The sequence below is a fragment of the Algoriphagus sp. genome (assembly GCF_039969895.1).
Classification (GTDB): domain Bacteria; phylum Bacteroidota; class Bacteroidia; order Cytophagales; family Cyclobacteriaceae; genus Algoriphagus.
Window position 1 is genome coordinate 1 of the sequence record NZ_JBDVMZ010000026.1, and the last position, 19,623, is coordinate 19,623.

The window sequence follows — 19,623 nt, forward strand, 5'->3', positions numbered from 1 at the left end:
ATACTTGAATGCAAGAGGTATCGAAGACAGCAGAATGGAAGAGACCTGGTTTGGGGAGACCAAGCCGATCAACGACTGCAACGTAGTATCCTGCACCGAGGCCATGCATCAGCTCAACAGACGTACCGAACTCAGAGTAGGTAAATCCTCCTACACCTACTCAGGCAGAAAAAAGAAAGTAGATACCCTCTAATACCCACTTGATGTGAATAGTAGAATGCAAAAAGAGGCTGCCAATTGGTAGCCTCTTTTGTGTTTAGAGTGCTTGAAGTAGATTTTTAGTGTCTAATGTAGTTGATTTTTCATGACCTCATGTGCACCAAAATTGAACTTATATTAGTCTGTGAACTTACCCCAAAACGACTTCAACTTATGAAAATTCACAAAGAATAGATCAGGCTTAGAAATCCAGCCATTCCACTTTTCCATCCATAGTCGCTACTACCAGCGATTTATCAGCTAACACATTCACTGTGTTGGCCATAGAGTTATCGATTTTATGCGCCCAGTTTATTTGTTGCGTTGTGGGATTGATACTATAAACCGTAGAGTTTTTCGTTCCAAAATAAACACTTCCATTTTTCTCAATCAACATAGAGGGAACATGCTCATAGCCGAAGCCCACGTTCATTCTCCATGCTATTGGCGACTTAGTACTTCCCGCGTTAAATGCTACAATCTCGTCATTCATGGTCTTGCCATAAACCAATTTTCCATCCGCCGAAATACCTATAGATTCCCGCACAGTTACCTCGTTACTTCGCCATAATTCCTCTCCTGAGTCTATAGCTAGCGCAGTAATGTATCGGTCTGGGGCAACTATATATACTATTCCATCAGCTGTAACTGGTATGCACATCGCCGGAGAAAACATCCGATTCGCTGAGCCATTGTCCCAGCTCCATTTTAACTTTCCCGTTTCCTGATCCAACCCATACAACTTGGTGTCCCAAGCTCCAAATACCACCACTCCATTTGACACCAAGGGCTGACTGACCACGGGGCCTTGAATACCTGAAAACTCCCAACTCACACGACCGGAAGAGGCGTCAAGAGCCCTGAATACGCCATCGCTACTGCCAATATAAAGTTTATCTCCATCCAGCACAGGAGAGCCCAGCACCGCAGCATTGGTGACAAGCTTCCATTTCAGTGAACCATTTTCTGAATTCACCGCATATATGGAACCATCTCCAGATCCGAAAATCACTAAGTCTTGATAGGCAACAGGAGAAGAAAAGATCCCACCTTTGGTTTGGAAGTCCCACTGGGATTTTCCGGTACTCGCGTCCAATGATTCAAATTTCCCTAGGCTATTCCCAAAAAACACACTGCCATTTTTCACTAGCGGAGTGGAGATTACATTCGCATCTGAGTGGTAGCTCCACCTAACTTTTACTTGTGGGTATTGGTCATTTATGCTAAAATCAGGACGTTCATAGCCCGCTGATGCTGTATAATCTCGCTTCCCTAAGGCAATTTCTCTCCATGGAGCAGCTGTTTTTATTCCTGGAGTTCTCTCTGAGAAAAGCGCTTTGTCACCTGTGATCTCAACAATAGTAAACCCTCCAACGTCATCTTTCGCTCGGAGATTGGATCTTCCCATTGTTCCAGGGATTCCTTCAAAATTATAGGCCTTGTTGGTATGCCCATGCCCACAGATCGAAAATTGAGTATTGCGAGTTTTCAACCGATCTGTCATCTCAAACCAATTGTCCAAACTGTTGTCTAGGGGATAATGGTTCGCATTGATTATGGGTTGATCGGCAGGGGTAGCGGCAAGTACGGAATCTAACCAAACTACTGCATCTCTGGGAATATGTCCGTCAGACATACGGACATAGGGACCAGATGCTGTTCCAATAAATTTGAAACCCTTGTGTTCGAATACAAATTTATCGTACCCAAAGGTTTGGATGAAGCTCACTCCTCCGGATTCGGACCAACCGGTATCATGATTGCCGGGAGTGACATAGTAGGGGATCTCAAGCTCATCCAGTAATTCCTTAGCTTTTTTGATTTCCTCATTGGTTCCCATTTCGGTGATGTCACCGGTGATGATGGCAAAGTCTAATCCTCCGAGAGAATTGATGTCTGCTACTGTCCTCATTAAGTCTTCTTCTGCAACTCCATTCGGTGAACCTATGTGCGTGTCTGTAATGAAGGCAAATTTGAAATTCTGAGCAGATGCTAGACCTATTTTCAATAGGAAAATTAGTAGGATTAATTTCTTCATGGTAGGGTGAAATTTCTGTGAGTAGGATAGTTTCTTAAAAAAATGTCCCTCTCTCTAGTGAAGAAAGAAGGACATTTTTAAGGAAATGGTAGGTTGCTTACCAACCTGGGTTTTGGGTCAACGTGACACCATTTTGCTCATAGAGCGTGATCTGATCCAACGGTACAGGATCCAGGTACACCTTAGGATCTACAAATAAACGCTGCGATACTGCTGCTGTGGATGGTATGATGTATCCCTCTTCTCCATCTGTCAGCGTCACACTGCTCTGTAGTTTAGGATAATCAGATTTTTTGATCCAAGCACCTCTGTTGATATCTGAATTTGCCTCGGTATCTGAGTATTCCAGTTTTTCCCAACGCATCAAATCATCAGTTCTAAAACCTTCCATCATCAGTTCTATTCTTCTCTCACGGCGAATTTCCCAGATGATCGGAGATACTTCTTGATCTCTTGCAGGATCGTCATAGACCATGCCGTTCACTGCTGAGGCTTCACCTACTACTTCCAAATGTGGAAGCTTAACACCTGGTCGATCTCTAAGCACGTTGACAGACATGTCTAGATCTGCTTGAGTAAGTGCAGGTCCACCTACGGTAGCCAGTTCAGCTACAGCTTCAGCATAGTTGATCAATACCTCACCAAATCTCATCACAGGTGAATCTGTATAGTTTAGGTTAGAACCACCTTCTGGCTGATTTTTGATTACTTCATTTAGGAATTTCAAGGTAGCATATCCGGTCGTACTGTAATTAGAAGCAATACCGTTCAATCTCAACTCATCTGTCACTAAGGTTCCAACGATACGAGGATCTCTGTTGGCCATCACGTTTTCAATCCCTCTGTCTCCTTGATAAAGAGAAGAAAGACCGATTGGCAATCCGTCGCTTAATAAATAGGATTCTACAGCATCTTTAGATACACCCGTCTGAGGCTCCAGGTTGTTGTAGGAGTTAAGCGCATGGGTAAGAATTCCTGGCTCATAGTGTCTGTATAGAATCACTTCAGGGTTGCCTGCTAAATTCAGTGAGTTGAAAACTTCTCTATAATTCCCAAGAGAAAATCCACCTGTATTCATCAGTTCAAGTGATGCTTTCTTAGAAGCTTCCAAGTACTGCTTGGCTTTTTCTGAATTGCCTTTGTGGTATTTCTGCCAAGTGCCTTCATACAAGAATACTCTTGACATAAAAGCTAGAACTACTGCACGATTTACACTCAGACCTTTGTTTCCGTCATTTACCCGCACATTTTTCATGGCAAATTCGAAATCTTCTAAAACTCTATCCATCACAAACTCTCTAGAATCTCTAGGTTTGTAAAGTGCTTCTGGATCTGTTTCGCTGAGTTCTTCATCATACCAAGGCACATCACCAAACTGCTTTACTAGCTCGTGATATTCCAATGCTCTGAAGAATCGAGCTACACCTGACCAGTGAAGGATTGCTTCATCACTCATGGGCACTGTCTGAATTCTATCAAGGAAAATATTGGCCTTTCTCACATAAGAGAATGTCCAATAGCTACTTGTAGCTGCAGTTGGGACGGTTCGACGGAACTGTGTAGGGCTAGTGGGAGCGAAGTCGTCATTGAGGGTTTGCCCGGAGAAGAATTTTCCCCAAGTAAAACCAGAGCCATATCCACTGAAATAGGCTGTGTAAAATCCCCATGAGAAGCTTCTCACATTATTTTCTGAAGACCAATAGGTCTCATCAGTAAGGCTGTCTAAAGGCGGTTTTTCCAGAAAGTCTTCACAACTGGAAAGCGCAAATATGCCGAGAGCGAGTGCTATTATTCTTAGTTTCATTTGTTTATAATTTGATTTTTGAGGACAAATGGAATCTCGCATGGTTGATAGTCATTTCAGTCATTGAAATAAATGCCACGCTCGATTTCATTGTTCTATCAATTTAGAATGTTACCTGTAATCCAAATGACAGGGTTCTGCTGTATGGGTAAACTCTACCGAAAGTATTTGAGTCATTTCTACCCGCAGACGTATAATCTACTTCTGGATCCAATGGGATGTCTAGCTTGTCAAACTCAAATAAATTCTCACCACTTACATAAACTCTTACTTTGTCCAGGCTGATCTTTGAGATTAGAGACGCAGGTAGCGCATAGCCCAACGTGATATTTTTCATCCTTACATAGGAGAGATCAAGTAGGTAGCGAGTCTGAGGAAGGAAGTTTCTGGAGTTGTTAGAAGCGCCTGCATCTGTAGGACGTGGATAGAATGCATTAGGATTGTCTTCAGACCAGTAATCCAACTGATGCTCAAACCATGCTTCACCTGGTCTGTAACCTGGAATCATGATTGGGCCGTTAGCCCATAGGTCTCTTTTACCTACACCTTGCACGAAAAAGCTCAAGTCGATTCCTTTGAAGTCCATTCCTAAGCGCACTCCGTACTGATATCTTGGCGTGGAATTACCGATTACTTTCAAATCTCCATGATCGTCCACGGTGTTTTTACCGAAGGTGATTTCACCATCACCATTCAAGTCCTTGTATTTCACGTCACCAGGACCATAGTAGAACCAGCCGCTTTCGTACAGTTGCTGAGATGGAATTCCTTCATTGAGGACATATTTACCTTTGTCCAATACAAACTCTCCGTTTGCATCTTTCACGAAGTCATCGCCAGTGAACAGTCGATCTGTTTCATAGCCCCAGATGTCTCCGATCACTCTTCCCGGACGATTTGAATTGATTCCTTTGTTGTCTGCGAATTCAGTGATCGTTTCTGTGTAATCAGATAAAACCACCGTTGCATTTAAGTTTAGCCCATTGTTGAATTTTTGATTATAATCCAAAGCCAATTCCCAACCCTTCGTCTCTAGCTCACCGAAGTTTTGCTTGGTAGCAGATGTACCATAGGAAGCAGGTAGAACCTCACCCGCGCTGTGCATGTCACTCGTGGTACGATTGTACCAATCGAAAGCAATTCCAAAACGATCCTTAAAGAATCTGGCATCAAAGCCTAAATCCAGCGTGGTCACTGTCTCCCAAGTCAACGAGGTAGGAAGTGCACCCGGCGTGCCGAAGGTCAATTGATTGTTTGCACCAAGCAACCAGCCTGATGAGTAGGAATTCATAATTCTATAAATGTCACTTTGGAAGGCATTCTGATTGCCAATAGCTCCCCATGATCCACGAAGTTTGAAGAAGGACATCACACCTACAATAGGCTCGAAGAAGGATTCTTCAGAAATCACATATCCTGCAGACATAGAAGGGAAAAACGCCCATCTTTCAGTAGGAGAAAGTCTGGATGAGCCGTCATAGCGTCCGTTCACCTCCAAGAAATATTTGCCTTTGTAGTTGTAGTTGATTCGACCAAAAGCACCGGCGGTTGACCACTGATTTCTGGCTCCATCTACGAATTGGTCGCCGGAGGCAAGGTCTAATTCACCTCTGTCCAAATCCATCAACTCTCTTCGCTGAGAGCTTTGATACCAAAACTCATAGGTCTCAGCATCGCCACCTATCATCGCTTTCAGGGAATGATCACCGATCATTTTGTCGTAGGTAGCAAACACTTTCCCTACATTTCTATTGCTCCAGGAGGATGCATACTGTACTCTATTATAAGATGCACTGGTGTAAGGGGCATATTGAAGGTTAGCTCCCGTGGACCAGAAGTTATAGGCAGATACCACACCACCAGTCTGATGATCGTGAGAATTTTGAGAATCAAAGGTGTAATTAGCTACTATAGAGAGGTCCTTAATCGGAGTGATTGTCGTCCCAAGATTTATTCTGGTCAAGCCAGTGGTTTCCTCGTTCATTTTGGCCTGCTGTACTTCTGTGACCGCACTTCTGAAAGGATAGCCTTCGTATGTTCCGTATGGGTAGGTTTTTGGCCATCTCATCAGGTAATACCATGGATCATAAGTCTCACTTGAGAAATAGAACGGTCTTGTGAATTTGGTATTGCTGAAAAGCACGCCGCCTCGCATCTCTAGCCATTCCGTCACCTGAGTACTCAAATTCAAATCTGCTGAATAACGATTGAATTCGTCTGGATTTACTTTTAAAACTCCGTTCTGACCTAAGTAACCAAGACCGAGTCTATAGGTAGTTTTATCAGTTCCTCCAGCTACAGAGAGGTCATGCTTTTGTTGTGGAGTCCAGTTTTTCATAAACTTGTCCCCAGCATCCCATGGACGATAGAAGAAGAGTCTTCCAGATCTTATTTCGAAATCTCTGCCCAAGACCATTTCGTCGCCAAGGTCTTGACCACCATATTGTGCTTCCCAATCACGCATTTTTTGTATTCCCTCTCTATCGAAATACATACCTACCACACCAAAGACATTGGTAGATGGATTGGTGCGCTGAAGTGCCTGGAAGGCCATTTCTGCACCATCTGCAGCTCCAGCTATCGTAGGTGTGACTGTGGGAGTAGCCCAGGCAAAGTTGTTGGAGTAGTTGATTTTCGGAGCTTCTCCTTTTTTACCTTTCTTAGTGGTGATCAGAATTACGCCCCAAGCCGCTCGTGAACCATAAATCGAAGATGCTGCCGCATCCTTCAGTACTGATATAGATTCTATATCCTCTGGATTTACTAGCTGGAGATTAGGGATCTCTACGTTATCCACCAAAATCAATGGTTGCGCACCTCCCGAATTACTCAAAGTTCCTACTGATCCACGAAGACGAATAGTTGGATTCTGACCAATCTGCCCACTTGGGGTAGTGATCGTCAGACCCGGAGTAGTTCCTTGAAGACCGCGACCCACGTCTGTGATAGGTCTAGACTCCAAGACTTTGGTATCGATGGTGGACACAGCGCTGGTCACATCATTTCGTTTTTGGGTACCATAACCCACCACAACTACTTCATCCAGCGATTGAGCATCTGGTTGAAGCGCGATATTTAGCGTTTCATTCGCATTGACTGTATGCTCTTGGCTGAGCATTCCAATAAAACTAAAAACTAGCACCTGGCCTTTTTCTGCAGTTACCTGATACTTTCCATCGATGTCTGAAGTGACACCTTTCGTAGTTCCCTTGATCAAAATGCTCGCTCCCGGCAAGGTCAATCCATCTTCAGTACTGGTGATCGTACCCGAGACAGTCAGGGTTTGAGCACTTACTTGAAAATGAAAAAGCAGAAAGCACATCGTTGCAAAAGAACAATGTAGAAGTTTTTTCATGTTGTGATTAAAGTTTGTTGTGATGAATAGAAATGCGTAATAACTAGTGATCTCCGCAGCTAGCCTAACTCCTTGAAAATTGGCCAATGCACATGTCCCCATTTATTAACTCTCAAATCTTTTTAAAAATGCAGCCTATTCAATCCCTGAAAACAGGGATATTTACAAATCACTAATGCTATTTAGTTCAAAGCTTCCTATTTTAGAGTAACCACTTGCTTTATAATCTATTGCTGCTTGGATGACGAAATACATGCTTTTAAAAGTGATAGGAAGCAAAAAAGTAAGTTTTGCCATGGGATGAAAAATACCTTCGGAAGGCTTTTCACCTGAAAAGAAAAGAAATCCTTATTTCTAATTCAGACTAGTAATGCTCCATTGATGGAATTTCTGACAGTATAATTGATAGCAGTAGCCACTTTTGTAAAGTGACAGCTTAGTAAACCATAATATAAATCCCACGCATATGATTAATGTCCTTATAGCCGATGACCATCAGATGTTCATAGATGGTATAAAAGCCTTACTTCGAGATATTCCTGGGGTAAAAGTGGTCGGTGAAGCTAGCAATGGCAAAGAAGCTATTTTGCATTGCAACTCCACAGCGGTCGATGTGGTAATCATGGATGTGAATATGCCGGAAATGGATGGGGTGGAAGCGACTAAAGAGCTCTGCAAAACCAATAAGAAAATCAAGATTCTGGGATTGTCCATGCATAGAGACAGACATTTTATAGCGGATATGCTAAAAAGTGGTGCGAGTGGGTACATTCTGAAAAATACGGGTAAGAAAGATCTCGTAGATGCAATTCACACCTTGCATAGTGGTGAAGCTTATGTGAGCGAGGAAGTTAATCGGATTTTATTGTCTAGTTTTTTGAAGGATTCGGCAAAGTATGAATTGAATGAACGACTCTCTGGCAGGGAGACGGAGGTTTTGGAAAGTATTGCCATTGGCCTGACCACCCTGGAAATAGGAGAGAAACTTTTTATTAGTAAAAACACAGTGGAGACTCACCGCAAAAATCTGCTGTATAAGTTAAAAGCAAAAAACACAGCCGAACTGGTCAACAACGCATATAAGCGAGGGTTGATTAATTAAGTGCCACTTTTTCAAATCCTTTTTTATATAATTTCCACTGCATACTTGGGGCTAGTATTGCCATTGGTGATTATGACAAATCCCTATTTTCAGGGATAGTGAAAGCATTTTTTAAAAACATATTTGTAGCAAATAAAGCATTGGAATAACCAAAGCTCTCCCTATTAAAATGATGTTGAATGCTTTTATTGGCCGATAGTGGATCCACTAAGACAGACTGGAGATTAGTAGATAAATCTGGTGAAGAGGTGATTGCCCTTAAATCAAAAGGGTTAAATCCTTATTTTCTCGGTGCCGAGGCTATCAAAAAAGAACTAGCCAAAAAACTACTGGGCAATATTTCTGACGTAGATCAAGTGATTTTCTATGGGGCAGGTTGTGGTCATCCTGAGAAGGCGGCAGAGGTCGCAGCCGTATTGGATGCGATGTTTCCCGGCGAGATTCCTGCCGAGGTAAATGGAGATATTCTTGGTGCTGCTCGAAGTTTGTTCCAAAATGAGCCAGGAATTGCATGCATTTTGGGTACAGGAGCCAATTCTTGCGCTTACGATGGGAAAAAAATTGCGGGGACGGTTCCTTCTTTGGGATATATTTTGGGAGACTATGGCAGCGGAACTGTTTTGTGCAGAGATTTGATCAGAGAATTACTGCAGGGTAATCTAGGAGAGCAGCTGAAAAGCGATTTTTTGGAAAAACACAATCTTGACCAGCGGATGATCTTGGACAAGATTTATAATCAGCCATTGCCCAATCGTTTTTTGGCGTCATTTACCCCGTTTTTATTGGATCATGCTTCATGCCCAGAGATTCAGCATATCATCCTGTACAACTTCCGGAAGTTTTTTGAGTACTACATTTTACCATTTAGGAAAAGGGGATTGGCCACACCGATTTCTTTTACTGGATCTATCGCTTACCATTTTTCACCTTTCTTAAGACAAGTATCCAATGAATTTGGAGAAACGATCCAGGCAATCGAGCAACATCCAATGAACGGGCTTGTGAATTATCATAGCCATACCTTCGCCAGAATTTAAGCATTGCTTCTAAGTAAAACTGCTGGATATTTCTGCAATTGAATAGGTAGCTGCAGCGGAAATAGAATTGTTTGACCGCATGTAACCAAGGTCATTGGCTTATTTCTTCAGTGCATAGACCTATTTTAGGTCAGTTCCCATGATTCCTTGAGGAGATTTGTAAGGGACTTAGGGGCTTTGGAAAGGTAGTTTGTTATTTTAGCGAGGAAGTAAAACTCTTTGCTCTATAGCTCTTAAAATCACCACACCTAGTTTCCCATGAAAAGTAAGACAGTAGCGGAAGTCTCCATCCATAAGTTGCTTCTGGATCAGCTTGACGGCTATCTGAAAAAAATGCTTCACTCTACGAATACGCAGTGGACAGGAGCTGTGATCATCGGGAAAACAGGTGCAGGCAAAACGTTTTTGATCGAAAAGTATCTGAAAAACACGCCCTTCGATGTTCTGATCAGCAATCAATCCCAGCAATTGCAAAACGTACCTTATGCGGGTTTGAAAATGGCTCTTGGGAATTACCTGAGGGAGAAATTCAGGGCGATGGACTCGGAAACCTTCGAAAAATTTTCGACAGGACTCACCACCATATTGGGCGATGATTATGCCTTGCTCTGCGACTACGTGCCGGAGTTGACCGTCCTTCATAGGCCTGTCACTTCTCCAGCCAATTCCAGGTTACCAAAAATTGAGAATCAACTCTACTCTTTATTCAAAATTCTCTTCGAATTCATCAGTGATTTTTCGAATCAAGTGACCATCCTTTTTACAGATGATTTACAGTGGATGGATGGGTCCACAGCCAATTTGTTGGAGTATTTACTCACTCATTTGCCACCTTCCAAATTGCTGTGGTTTGGTGCCGTACGCGATACCAAGGAGGATCTGGGTCAAGTAAATCAGCTGATTAGTTCGTTAGGTTTTGACCAAAAACACATTCAACGCATAGAATTGGATGGATTGAATTGGCAGCAAAGCAAGCTTTTCGTAGAGCATATCCTTCAAGGAACCTGTGATCCGCAGTTAGCTTCTCAGCTTCACGAACTCGGTAAAGGTAACCCAGCCTTACTCACCTCCCTGGTGGAAGCACTGGTTCAAGATCAATTGCTGATAGAAAAAGATGGCAAATGGGTAGGGGACCAAAAAGAGATCCGTGCTCGCTACCAAGGTGTGAATCCCACTCAGTTCCTATTGGAACGATTTCAGTCTTTGGATTCCTCCAGCAAAAAGCTGCTTCAACTCATCGCCTGCGCAGAGATTATTACTGAAAAAGACTTGCAATTCCTTAGCGAAAATAGGAGCGAGTATCCTGATTCGTTGATTCTGCTGATTTCAGCAGGGATTTTGGAGCGGAATGGAACCAGTTATTCTTTCGCTGAAGGCTCATTTGGAGAGTTTGTCTATTCTCTACTCAGTCCGGAAGACCGATCGACAAACCATTTCCAGCTTGCTACCTCGCTACTTTCCGCTGGATTAGAAGAACTTACTAATTCTCAGAAAGTCATTATTGCGCAGCATTTGCAAGCATCTGTTGAACATCCTAGGAGTAAGGAAGAGCTTATCCAAGCTACCGAATTGATTTTGGAAGTAGCTCGCTTCCAGAAATATGAACAAGCCTTCGGTCAGGCCAAGTCTTTCATCAAAGTAGCGCACTCGTTTATCAAGGGGCTTCGATGGGATGATGCCGATGAGGTGTTTTTTCAGGTTTATTTGGAGGGAGCAAAAATTGAATATTTAATGGGTGAGTATGACCTAGCAGAAGTGCAATTGGACTTTTTGATTGAGCATTTGGTGTTGGAAAATCAGCGCGCCGAGGCATTTGAATTTAAGCTTGTCATCAACAATCACTTGGGTCGCTATAGAAAAGCGTTGGTTATTCTCAAGGAAATTTTATTGGAGCTTGGCGTGTCCTTACCCGTGGATGAGACTCAGTTGGGAATGGAAATTCCATCTTTGCAAAGCGCAATTTCCAATGATCAGGGAAATTTATCGCTGGTTTTTGGGAATCAAAACTCGAACAATCAAGCTGCTATTTTGCGCTTGCTCTATGTGGGAGGAATGGCCATGCATCATACGTCAGAATCACTGATGACTTGGGCGGCACTTCAACTCATTTTGCGATCCCGCCATTTTGATCTGCAAAACGTCAGTACCATCGGATATGTCAGTTATGGCCGGATGCAGATCATTGCCGGAAATCTAGACGAAGGAGTTGAGTTTGGTAAAAAGGGAGTTGAAGTCAATACCTCTCTTCATGATCTTCAATACCGATGCAGGGTATTGGGGGTTTTTGCATTCTATATTCAGCCGTGGAAAAAAGCTTTTGAGGAAAGTGCCTCTTTGCTATTGGAAGGAATGGAAGTGGGTCGGAAGTCCGGAGATTTGATAGGCTTGTATATTTTGAAAACCCACCTGTTTAACTTACACTTCATAAGTGGGAAACCTATTTCAGGGTTGTTGTCCTTTGAGTTTAGAGAGTCATACCCAGGCATGGAGTTGACGTACTATATCACGCACTATCAGAAGGAGTTGATTCGCTATTTGACTACTGAGAGTCCATTTTTGTCTTTGCCAAAGCATGAGCCCGGCGGACTGGCGGGGACGCTTACCCTTCAAGAGGAAATTTTCTATCGCCACTACGTGCTGGCGAGGTACTATTTTCTATTTGGGTATTATGGCTTAGCATGCCAAAGTGCTCTGATCGCAGACCGCAATAAAAACCTGCAGCAGGGCTCTCCTTTGGTCCCAGCTAATTTGCTGACTTTAAGCTTTGCTATAACTCAGAATTGGCAAAATTTCAATGAAACTGAAAAAGAGGAAAATAAAATTCAACTGGATAAGATTTTTGAAAATCTAGGCGTTTGGTACAGGTATGCACCGGTCAATTATGCCAGTGATTATTGGTTGCTCCGAGCCGAACTGGGAAGAATCAGCGGGCATGAATCAAACGAATTGATCTCTGCCTATGATAGTGCACGTCAAGCTGCCGGTACTAACTTATACCAGGCTGCACTAAGCCAGGAGCTTACCGGTAAGTACTATCTATCCATCGGAGACTTGAAGAATGCAAAGGATCACATGGCTGAAGCGGTGAGGTTTTATGAGCTTTGGGAGGCAAAAAGGAAAGCAAGACAACTTATCAGGCAGTATTCCTTTCTTTTTGATTCTAAGACTAGAATAAGCAATCCTGTCGATATTGAAAACGTCCTGAGAGAATTGGGCGGTGATATGGATGCTGAACTAATCACCAAAAAGCTACTGACTATTCTCATCAGAATCTCTGCCTCCAGTGGGGCTGCCATTCAATTGATGGAGTCTTCCGGCCAGCTCGGAGTCAATACTAAAATGCAGCTACTTTGTCCTCCTGCAACTAACTACCCAGATTCGAGCAAAGTGGATTTATCAGGGTTGTTCTTGATGGCCCTTAGAACAAAATCTCGGTTCGTTTATGAGGAATTGACGAGTGATACGGGGTTTCCAGAGATTGTGCAACTGAGACAATCGGGGGTCAAATCTTGCTTGATTTTTCCAGTTGGGGTTTCGGAGTCACTTTCTATGGTCGTCTATTTGGAGAGTCGTTTTACTGAGAAAAATTACCCTGCTGAAATTGTCCGATGGATCAGAATCATCGCAAGCCAGGGTGGGATTATTTTGGAAAATGCCAAGATCTATCAAAAAAGTCTGCTGCTCAATGAAGAGATCAAATTAGAAGTGCAGCAAAATCGAGAATTGGTCAAGCTCATCGAGCAACAGAAAAATGCCTACAGCCTCGATCTACTGAAAGTTCAAGAGCATGAAAGGGAAAGAATAGCTGGGGAATTGCATGATAGCCTAGGCTCTCAGCTCTCTACGATCAAGATTCGCCTGGCCAACTTATTTGAGAAATACGACGCTACAGAACTCACCACTGAAGGAGGAGAAACTTTGGACAAGTTAGACAATGCGATTAGCGAAGTAAGGCGCATCGCTCATCACATGTCCCCTGTTTCCTTGAGGCGCTTTGGGTTGGCTATTGCGTTAAAATCGCTGATTGAGGATATCAACGATTCTACCAAAATTAGCGCTGATCTGCAGATTCTTGGTTTTGAAGGACGATTGGAAGATCAGCTTGAGCTTACCACGTATAGAATTTGTCAAGAGCTCATCCAGAATGTACTTAAGCATTCTCAAGCTTCACAGCTTCGTCTTCAACTCATCCATCATGGGGATTCACTCAATGTCACTTTAGAGGATAATGGGATAGGTTTGCAAAAAGAAAGGAGGCTTTGGGGGATGGGACTGCTAGGAATAGAGGCGAAAGTACAATTGCTCAATGGTACTTTCGAGATCGAAAGTCAGCCTGGAAAAGGCTTTTTGGCAGTAATTGATTTTCCTGTTTAGAAGTATCTTAAATCCTAAGTAAGCTTTGAAAGGCTTTTAAAAGCTTAATCAATTCAGAATTACTAATCCATTTGGAGAAAAGCGTAGCTATAATACCAAGAGCTGGTATTTCTCACTTTTATGGAGTTTTTGAATATTTGAGGATCAGAAGAAACTCTTTTAGGGCATTTGAGGGCTGGAAAGTAGTTGCTTGTAAACTACTCCAAAGTCCAAATAAGCGCTTTAATTGATGCTTCTTATTAGAAAGGATTTTTATACAAAAGCTTTCCCTTTTTATCTGGAAAGGATAGGACCTAGAATTAACTCTTCTTCTTCACAAAAGCTCGGGGAGCGTCTATTTTGAAAGGTTCCTGAATAAGGGGAATGATCAATGCAGGGTTTTTTAAACTTGAAAATTGAGGATGCCCTAGTCATCTGTCTTCAAGGTATATAAATAAAGAATCCAAGGTGACTGGCACTCGTTTGGATTGGCAGAAAGTAATAGAATGATAAAAAAATACTACTGGAAGCCGCTTTTTGGTCTAACGGTTTAGTTGTTTTTTTCTGATATTTTAGTTGCTTTAGTCCAATTGAAATGCTACATAGAAGAAATGACAGCTTTGCAATCTTCTTTTTCAAACCAAGATGTAGATAAAGTAATATTCGATCTTGTTCCATTTCCCATGTGGATATATGATCGAAATACGCTCACTTTTCTGGCTGTAAATCAGGAAGCTATATCCCACTATGGTTATAGTAGAGATGAGTTTTTGAAGATGACGCTGATCGATATTAGACCAGCAGAGGATATTCCTTTATTAAAGAAATCTGTAGCAGAAATCCGTCAAAATGCGCCTGTTATGGATAAGGATCGACTTTTTCGCCATCAAAAGAAGGATGGAAGTATTATCTACGTTCATATTAATAGCAACCAGATAAATTATCAGGGAAAAGAAGCTCAGATTGTCACTGCGGTTGATTTGACTGACAGGCATGAAAAACGGGAAGAAATTGAAAGGCAAAGAGGAGTCCTGGCATTAGTAGGAGAGATTAATCAGATTTTTCTTAAATCAGATAATTATAAAAATGCATTGGAAGATAGTTTCCTGCTTCTCGGGGATTATCTGCAAGTTCACAGGCTATGTTTTTATTTGAAGTCACCGAGAAAGGCGATTAGGTCAGCAAAAGTCACCTGGTGTAGCAATGATGAATCGAGTAATGGCTTGATTGAATCTAATATTTTTGAAGTTCTGCTGGAAGAATACCCTCGATATAGGGATGACCTACTGTCCGGCCATGTTGTTGATTTCCTAGTTGAAGAATTGCAAGCGTCTCAGACTAAATCAGAATTCATGGGACAAAGCGTAAAAAGTTTCTTGGCAATCCCACAGAAAATTAATTCAGAATTGGATGGTTTCCTGACGTTAGAGGATGTTCTTAATAATCGAATCTGGAAGTCCAACGAAATTCAGGTTTTGAAAACTATCCTTTCCAATTTGTCATATAAGATCAATCAGGATAAGGCGCAGCAGAAATTGAAAAATAGTGAGGCTAGGTTTCGCTCTCTGGTCCAAAATGGTTCTGACCTTATTGCCATTATCGACCTGAACGGTAATTATTCCTACGTGGCACCCACTTCCAAGAATGTTTTGGGTATTCCTGCCGAAGAGTTTGTCGGTAAAAATGCTTTTAGTTATATACATCAGGATGACATTCCGCGAATTGCGAAGGATTTGGAACTGCTAGCTTCTACTACCAGGGTATCCATAGAACCCTATCGTTTTTTGGATGGAGAGAAGAAATGGCGGTGGATACAAACTGAATTAACCAATCACCTCCAGGATCCCAATATTTCAGGTATCATCGCTAACACCCGGGAAGTTACGCTTGAGGTGGAAAAAAGATTGTCAGTGACTATGCTGGCAACATTGACCAAAGCTATCTCCCAACCAGCTTCACTTACTTTTTGTCTTACTGAGGCTATGAAGGAAATCAGCGAGATGTGTCATATCAGTGTTGCTGAAATTTGGCTAGTGGCTGAGGATAGATCCCGACTGGATTTGATCGCTAAATCAGGTAAACCCACTATTTTAAAACGATTTTATGAAGGTGTGAACATTCATTCTTTGAAAAAAGGAGAGGGACTTCCGGGGAAAGTTTGGGAGACAAAAAAATCCCAAACCTTAGAAAATATTCATCAGAGTGAGGAGTTTTTACGCACTTACCAAGTTAAGGACACCATTTTGACAACTTCAATTGGAATTCCAATTTTATATAATAAGGAATTTTTAGGGTGTATTTTATGCCTGTCTGATTTGCCAAAAAATGAACTCATCACGCAGGTAAAAATTCTCAGCGATTTGGGAATTCAGCTTGCGGCCGTACTGAAACAAAAAATCACCGAAGAACAATACAGGAATTTCTTTACAATTTCTCCGGATCCTCACGGTATTTTGGGTTTTGATGGCTACTTGAAGAAGGTAAATTACGCCTTTGCTAAAATTTTGGGATATGATAAAGATGAGTTGTTAAGCAATCCAATCTTTAAATTTCTACTTGAAGACGATGTTCCGGTTGCCCGGAAAAGGTTAGGTGAACTCACCAAAGGAGCAGAGACAGGATCATTGGAAATCAGGTTTGTCACCAAGAAAGGCAAAATTATCTGGTTAATTTGGAAAGCAACTGTCGTAATGGAATCTCAAATTATTTTTGCCGTTGCTAAAGATATTACAGCCCAAAAACTAGCTGAATTAAAGCTGAGTAATGCTAATGAAAGACTCATGCGGGCGCAAAAAATAGCCAAACTTGGGTATTGGTTTAGGAATTTGAACTCAGACCTGACAGAATGGAGTGAAGAAACCTATCAGATCTATGGTTGTGAACCGGATGTTTTCATTCCTACGATAGAAAATGTAAAGAAAACCTTCCATCCGGAAGACAGATATCTGCTAGAAGATGATCCTATAGCCCATCTTGAACCCGGTAAAGTAAATAGTTTTGAACATAGAATTATTACCTCTTCCAATGAGGTTAAATGGGTTCATCAAGAAATCCGTTTGGTGTTGGATAAAAATGAAGTCCCTTTTAGATTGGAGGGTACCATACAGGACATCACCGAAAGGAAAGAATATGAATTACAGTTGGCTTTAAGTAATGAACGTTTCCAGTTAGCCATCAAAGCTAGCAACGAAATGATATGGGAAGTAGATCATCAGAAGCAGACTATTTATAGAGGCAAAGGCTATAGTGAACTCGTGAATTACAAAGAAAATGAGCGGTTCACCATGGATAATTCCTGGTGTAGAAAACTTCCCTCTGATGAGAGGGATAGAGTATGGAAATCTCTCGAGAAAGCTCTTGAAAACAAGAATGTTTCATTCTGGTCAGCTGAATATAAAATTTGTGCTCAAAAAGGAAACATCGCCTACTTCGTGGACCGATGCTATATCCTTCGCGACAAATATGGAAAGCCTTTAAGGTCAATTGGATCAGTTTTGGATATAACTAAATCAAAGCAGCAACTTGAGCGGATCAAAAATCAGAATTCTAAGCTGAGAGAAATCGCATGGCTGCAGTCGCACGTAATTAGAGCACCCTTATCGCGGATTATGAGTCTGATCTACCTGAAAAGAGAATACGATGGAGGAGGTAAATCTAATGAAGAAATTTTTGATCTGATTTCCGTCTCTGCTGAAGAGCTGGATCGGGTGATCCTCGAGATCGTTAATAAAACTGAAGCAGTGAATGAAGAAGTTAACACAAATCCTATTAATTGATGATGACCCAATTATAAATTTTGTTCACACAAAAATTATTAATAGGAGGTTTCCTCATATACCATTAGTAGTATTTGAAAACGGGCTAGAAGGACTTAACTATATTCAATCTCATCCATCCAACTCCTATCTTGTTTTTTTGGATTTGAATATGCCAAAAATGAATGGATGGGAATTTTTAAAAGCTATCTCATTGGATGAGCATGAATTAGATTTTCAGGTCCATATTGTGACCTCATCAGTAGATCCAGAAGATCGAGAAGCTGCGCAAAAGAATGAAAATGTACAATCTTTCTTAAAAAAGCCTTTGAAAGATGAGGATCTGGAAAAGATTATTTTACCAACTTTAAAGTTCCATTGAGTTGGAATATCCGGTTTTACTTGCTCAAACCAGTAGAACAATTCAGTAGGAGTAGGGAAGAAATAAGCATTATATACATTTCGAGGTAAGCTCATTTAGGAATTCTAAACTTCCAATCCTTTAGAATTTTTTTCAGCTAAACCAATATGCAAATGGTAGAACCAATTTTTTTAGCATAAACTAAAGGTATAACATGGAAAAAGCTCAGACTTACGCCTGAGCTTTTGTGCACTCGGAAGGATTCGAACCCTCAACCCTCAGAGCCGAAATCTGATATTCTATCCAGTTGAACTACGAGTGCATGATGTACCGAGGATTGCTGTTCAGTACACTTAATAATTATCCCTCTAGGACAGACTTAACTTTGTCAGCAGCTTCTTTCAGAGTGATCGCAGAGAATACTTTTAATCCTGAATCATCAATGATTTTTGCACCTTCCGCAGCGTTTGTTCCCTGAAGTCTTACAATTATCGGCACTCTGATGTCACCGATAGATTTGTATGCCTCTACCACACCGCTCGCAATTCTGTCGCATCTTACGATACCACCGAATACGTTGATTAGGATTGCTTTTACATTTGGATCTTGAAGAATGATTCTAAAACCAGCCTCAACTGTAGTGGCATTTGCTCCTCCTCCCACATCTAGGAAGTTAGCAGGTTCGCCACCTACCAATTTGATCATGTCCATAGTAGCCATTGCAAGACCAGCTCCGTTCACCATGCAACCTACGTTTCCGTCAAGCTTCACATAGTTCAAACCTGATTCGCCAGCTTCTACTTCCAAAGGATCTTCTTCAGCTACATCTCTCAATTCAGCTAATCCTTTTTGTCTATATAGTGCGTTGTCATCGATGTTCACTTTAGCATCTACTGCCAAGATCTTATCGTCAGACGTCTTCAAAACTGGGTTGATTTCAAACTGAGAGGAGTCAGTTCCTTCATAGGCAGCATACAGTGCCGTGATGAATTTCACCATTTCTTTGAAAGCATTTCCAGAAAGGCCAAGAGCAAAAGCTACTTTTCTAGCCTGGAAAGGCTGAAGACCAACTTTAGGATCGATCCACTCTTTCATGATTTTCTCAGGAGTATGCTCAGCTACTTCCTCGATGTCCATTCCACCTTCTGTTGAGGCCATGATGACATTGCTTCCTGTAGCTCTATCCAATAGAATAGAAAGGTAAAATTCTTTCGGCTCAGAAGCACCTGGATAATAGACATCCTCAGCGATCAACACCTTATTTACAACTTTTCCTTCTGGGCCAGTCTGGTGCGTAACCAAAGTGCCACCAAGGATATTTTTAGCTTTTTCAGCTACATCTTCCAATTTCTTGGCAAGCACAACACCGTTTGAACCAGTTTCGTTGACTTTACCTTTTCCACGTCCACCTGCGTGAATCTGAGCTTTGATCACATACCAGCTAGTACCGGTTTGCTCGTTCAACTTAACGGCTGCTTCATGAGCTGCCTCAGGTGTGTCGGCGACTATACCTTCCTGAATGCGAACTCCGTAACCCTTTAATACTTCTTTAGCTTGATATTCGTGAATATTCATATATGTATGATTTTTTTCTCAAATGTCACACCTGCCTATCGGCAG

At 41.8% G+C, this 19,623-nt stretch carries 9 protein-coding genes, 1 tRNA gene and 1 pseudogene; 6 read left to right on the top strand and 5 right to left on the bottom strand.

The window, feature by feature from the left end; translation table 11 throughout:
* Positions 1-193 (top strand): annotated as a pseudogene (locus tag ABJH64_RS18305) (hypothetical protein); the annotation flags it as partial.
* A 207-nt stretch (positions 194-400) separates the two neighbouring features.
* Here the strand turns inward: ABJH64_RS18305 and ABJH64_RS18310 are convergent.
* From ABJH64_RS18310 to ABJH64_RS18320, 3 genes are all read right to left on the bottom strand, one after another.
* A complete protein-coding gene (locus ABJH64_RS18310; RefSeq protein ID WP_348275659.1) occupies positions 401-2,236 on the bottom strand; it encodes a PQQ-binding-like beta-propeller repeat protein in 1,836 nt (611 codons plus the stop codon).
* Between the two features lie 97 nt (positions 2,237-2,333).
* The gene (locus ABJH64_RS18315) at positions 2,334-4,040 is read right to left on the bottom strand and encodes a RagB/SusD family nutrient uptake outer membrane protein (protein WP_348275660.1); all 1,707 of its coding nucleotides are present in this window, start codon (positions 4,038-4,040) and stop codon (positions 2,334-2,336) included.
* Between the two features lie 103 nt (positions 4,041-4,143).
* Positions 4,144-7,395: a TonB-dependent receptor gene (locus tag ABJH64_RS18320; RefSeq protein WP_348275661.1), complete on the bottom strand. Its 3,252-nt coding sequence runs from the start codon at positions 7,393-7,395 to the stop codon at positions 4,144-4,146.
* A 466-nt stretch (positions 7,396-7,861) separates the two neighbouring features.
* Here ABJH64_RS18320 and ABJH64_RS18325 point away from each other — a divergent pair, with 466 nt between their 5' ends.
* From ABJH64_RS18325 to ABJH64_RS18345, 5 genes are all read left to right on the top strand, one after another.
* Positions 7,862-8,497, top strand: a complete 636-nt coding sequence (locus ABJH64_RS18325; RefSeq protein WP_348275662.1) for a response regulator transcription factor — start codon at positions 7,862-7,864, stop codon at positions 8,495-8,497.
* Positions 8,498-8,676: 179 nt separating this feature from the next.
* Positions 8,677-9,534 (top strand): N-acetylglucosamine kinase, encoded by an 858-nt coding sequence (locus ABJH64_RS18330; RefSeq protein ID WP_348275663.1) that lies wholly within the window; start codon positions 8,677-8,679, stop codon positions 9,532-9,534.
* A gap of 258 nt (positions 9,535-9,792) precedes the next feature.
* A complete protein-coding gene (locus ABJH64_RS18335; RefSeq protein ID WP_348275664.1) occupies positions 9,793-13,908 on the top strand; it encodes an AAA family ATPase in 4,116 nt (1,371 codons plus the stop codon).
* 590 nt (positions 13,909-14,498) lie between these two features.
* Positions 14,499-17,663, top strand: a complete 3,165-nt coding sequence (locus ABJH64_RS18340; RefSeq protein WP_348275665.1) for a PAS domain S-box protein — start codon at positions 14,499-14,501, stop codon at positions 17,661-17,663.
* Entirely contained in the window at positions 17,632-18,024 is a 393-nt protein-coding gene (locus tag ABJH64_RS18345; protein ID WP_348275666.1) for a response regulator, read from the top strand. The genes ABJH64_RS18340 and ABJH64_RS18345 overlap by 32 nt, the downstream gene beginning before the upstream one ends.
* Positions 18,025-18,251: 227 nt before the next feature.
* On the opposite strand, the gene ABJH64_RS18350 is transcribed toward ABJH64_RS18345, so the two are convergent.
* A tRNA-Arg gene (locus tag ABJH64_RS18350) sits at positions 18,252-18,325 on the bottom strand.
* A gap of 38 nt (positions 18,326-18,363) precedes the next feature.
* Complete coding sequence (gene sucC, locus ABJH64_RS18355; RefSeq protein ID WP_348275667.1) at positions 18,364-19,578, bottom strand: ADP-forming succinate--CoA ligase subunit beta; 1,215 nt, start codon at positions 19,576-19,578, stop codon at positions 18,364-18,366.
* Positions 19,579-19,623: the final 45 nt, after the last annotated feature.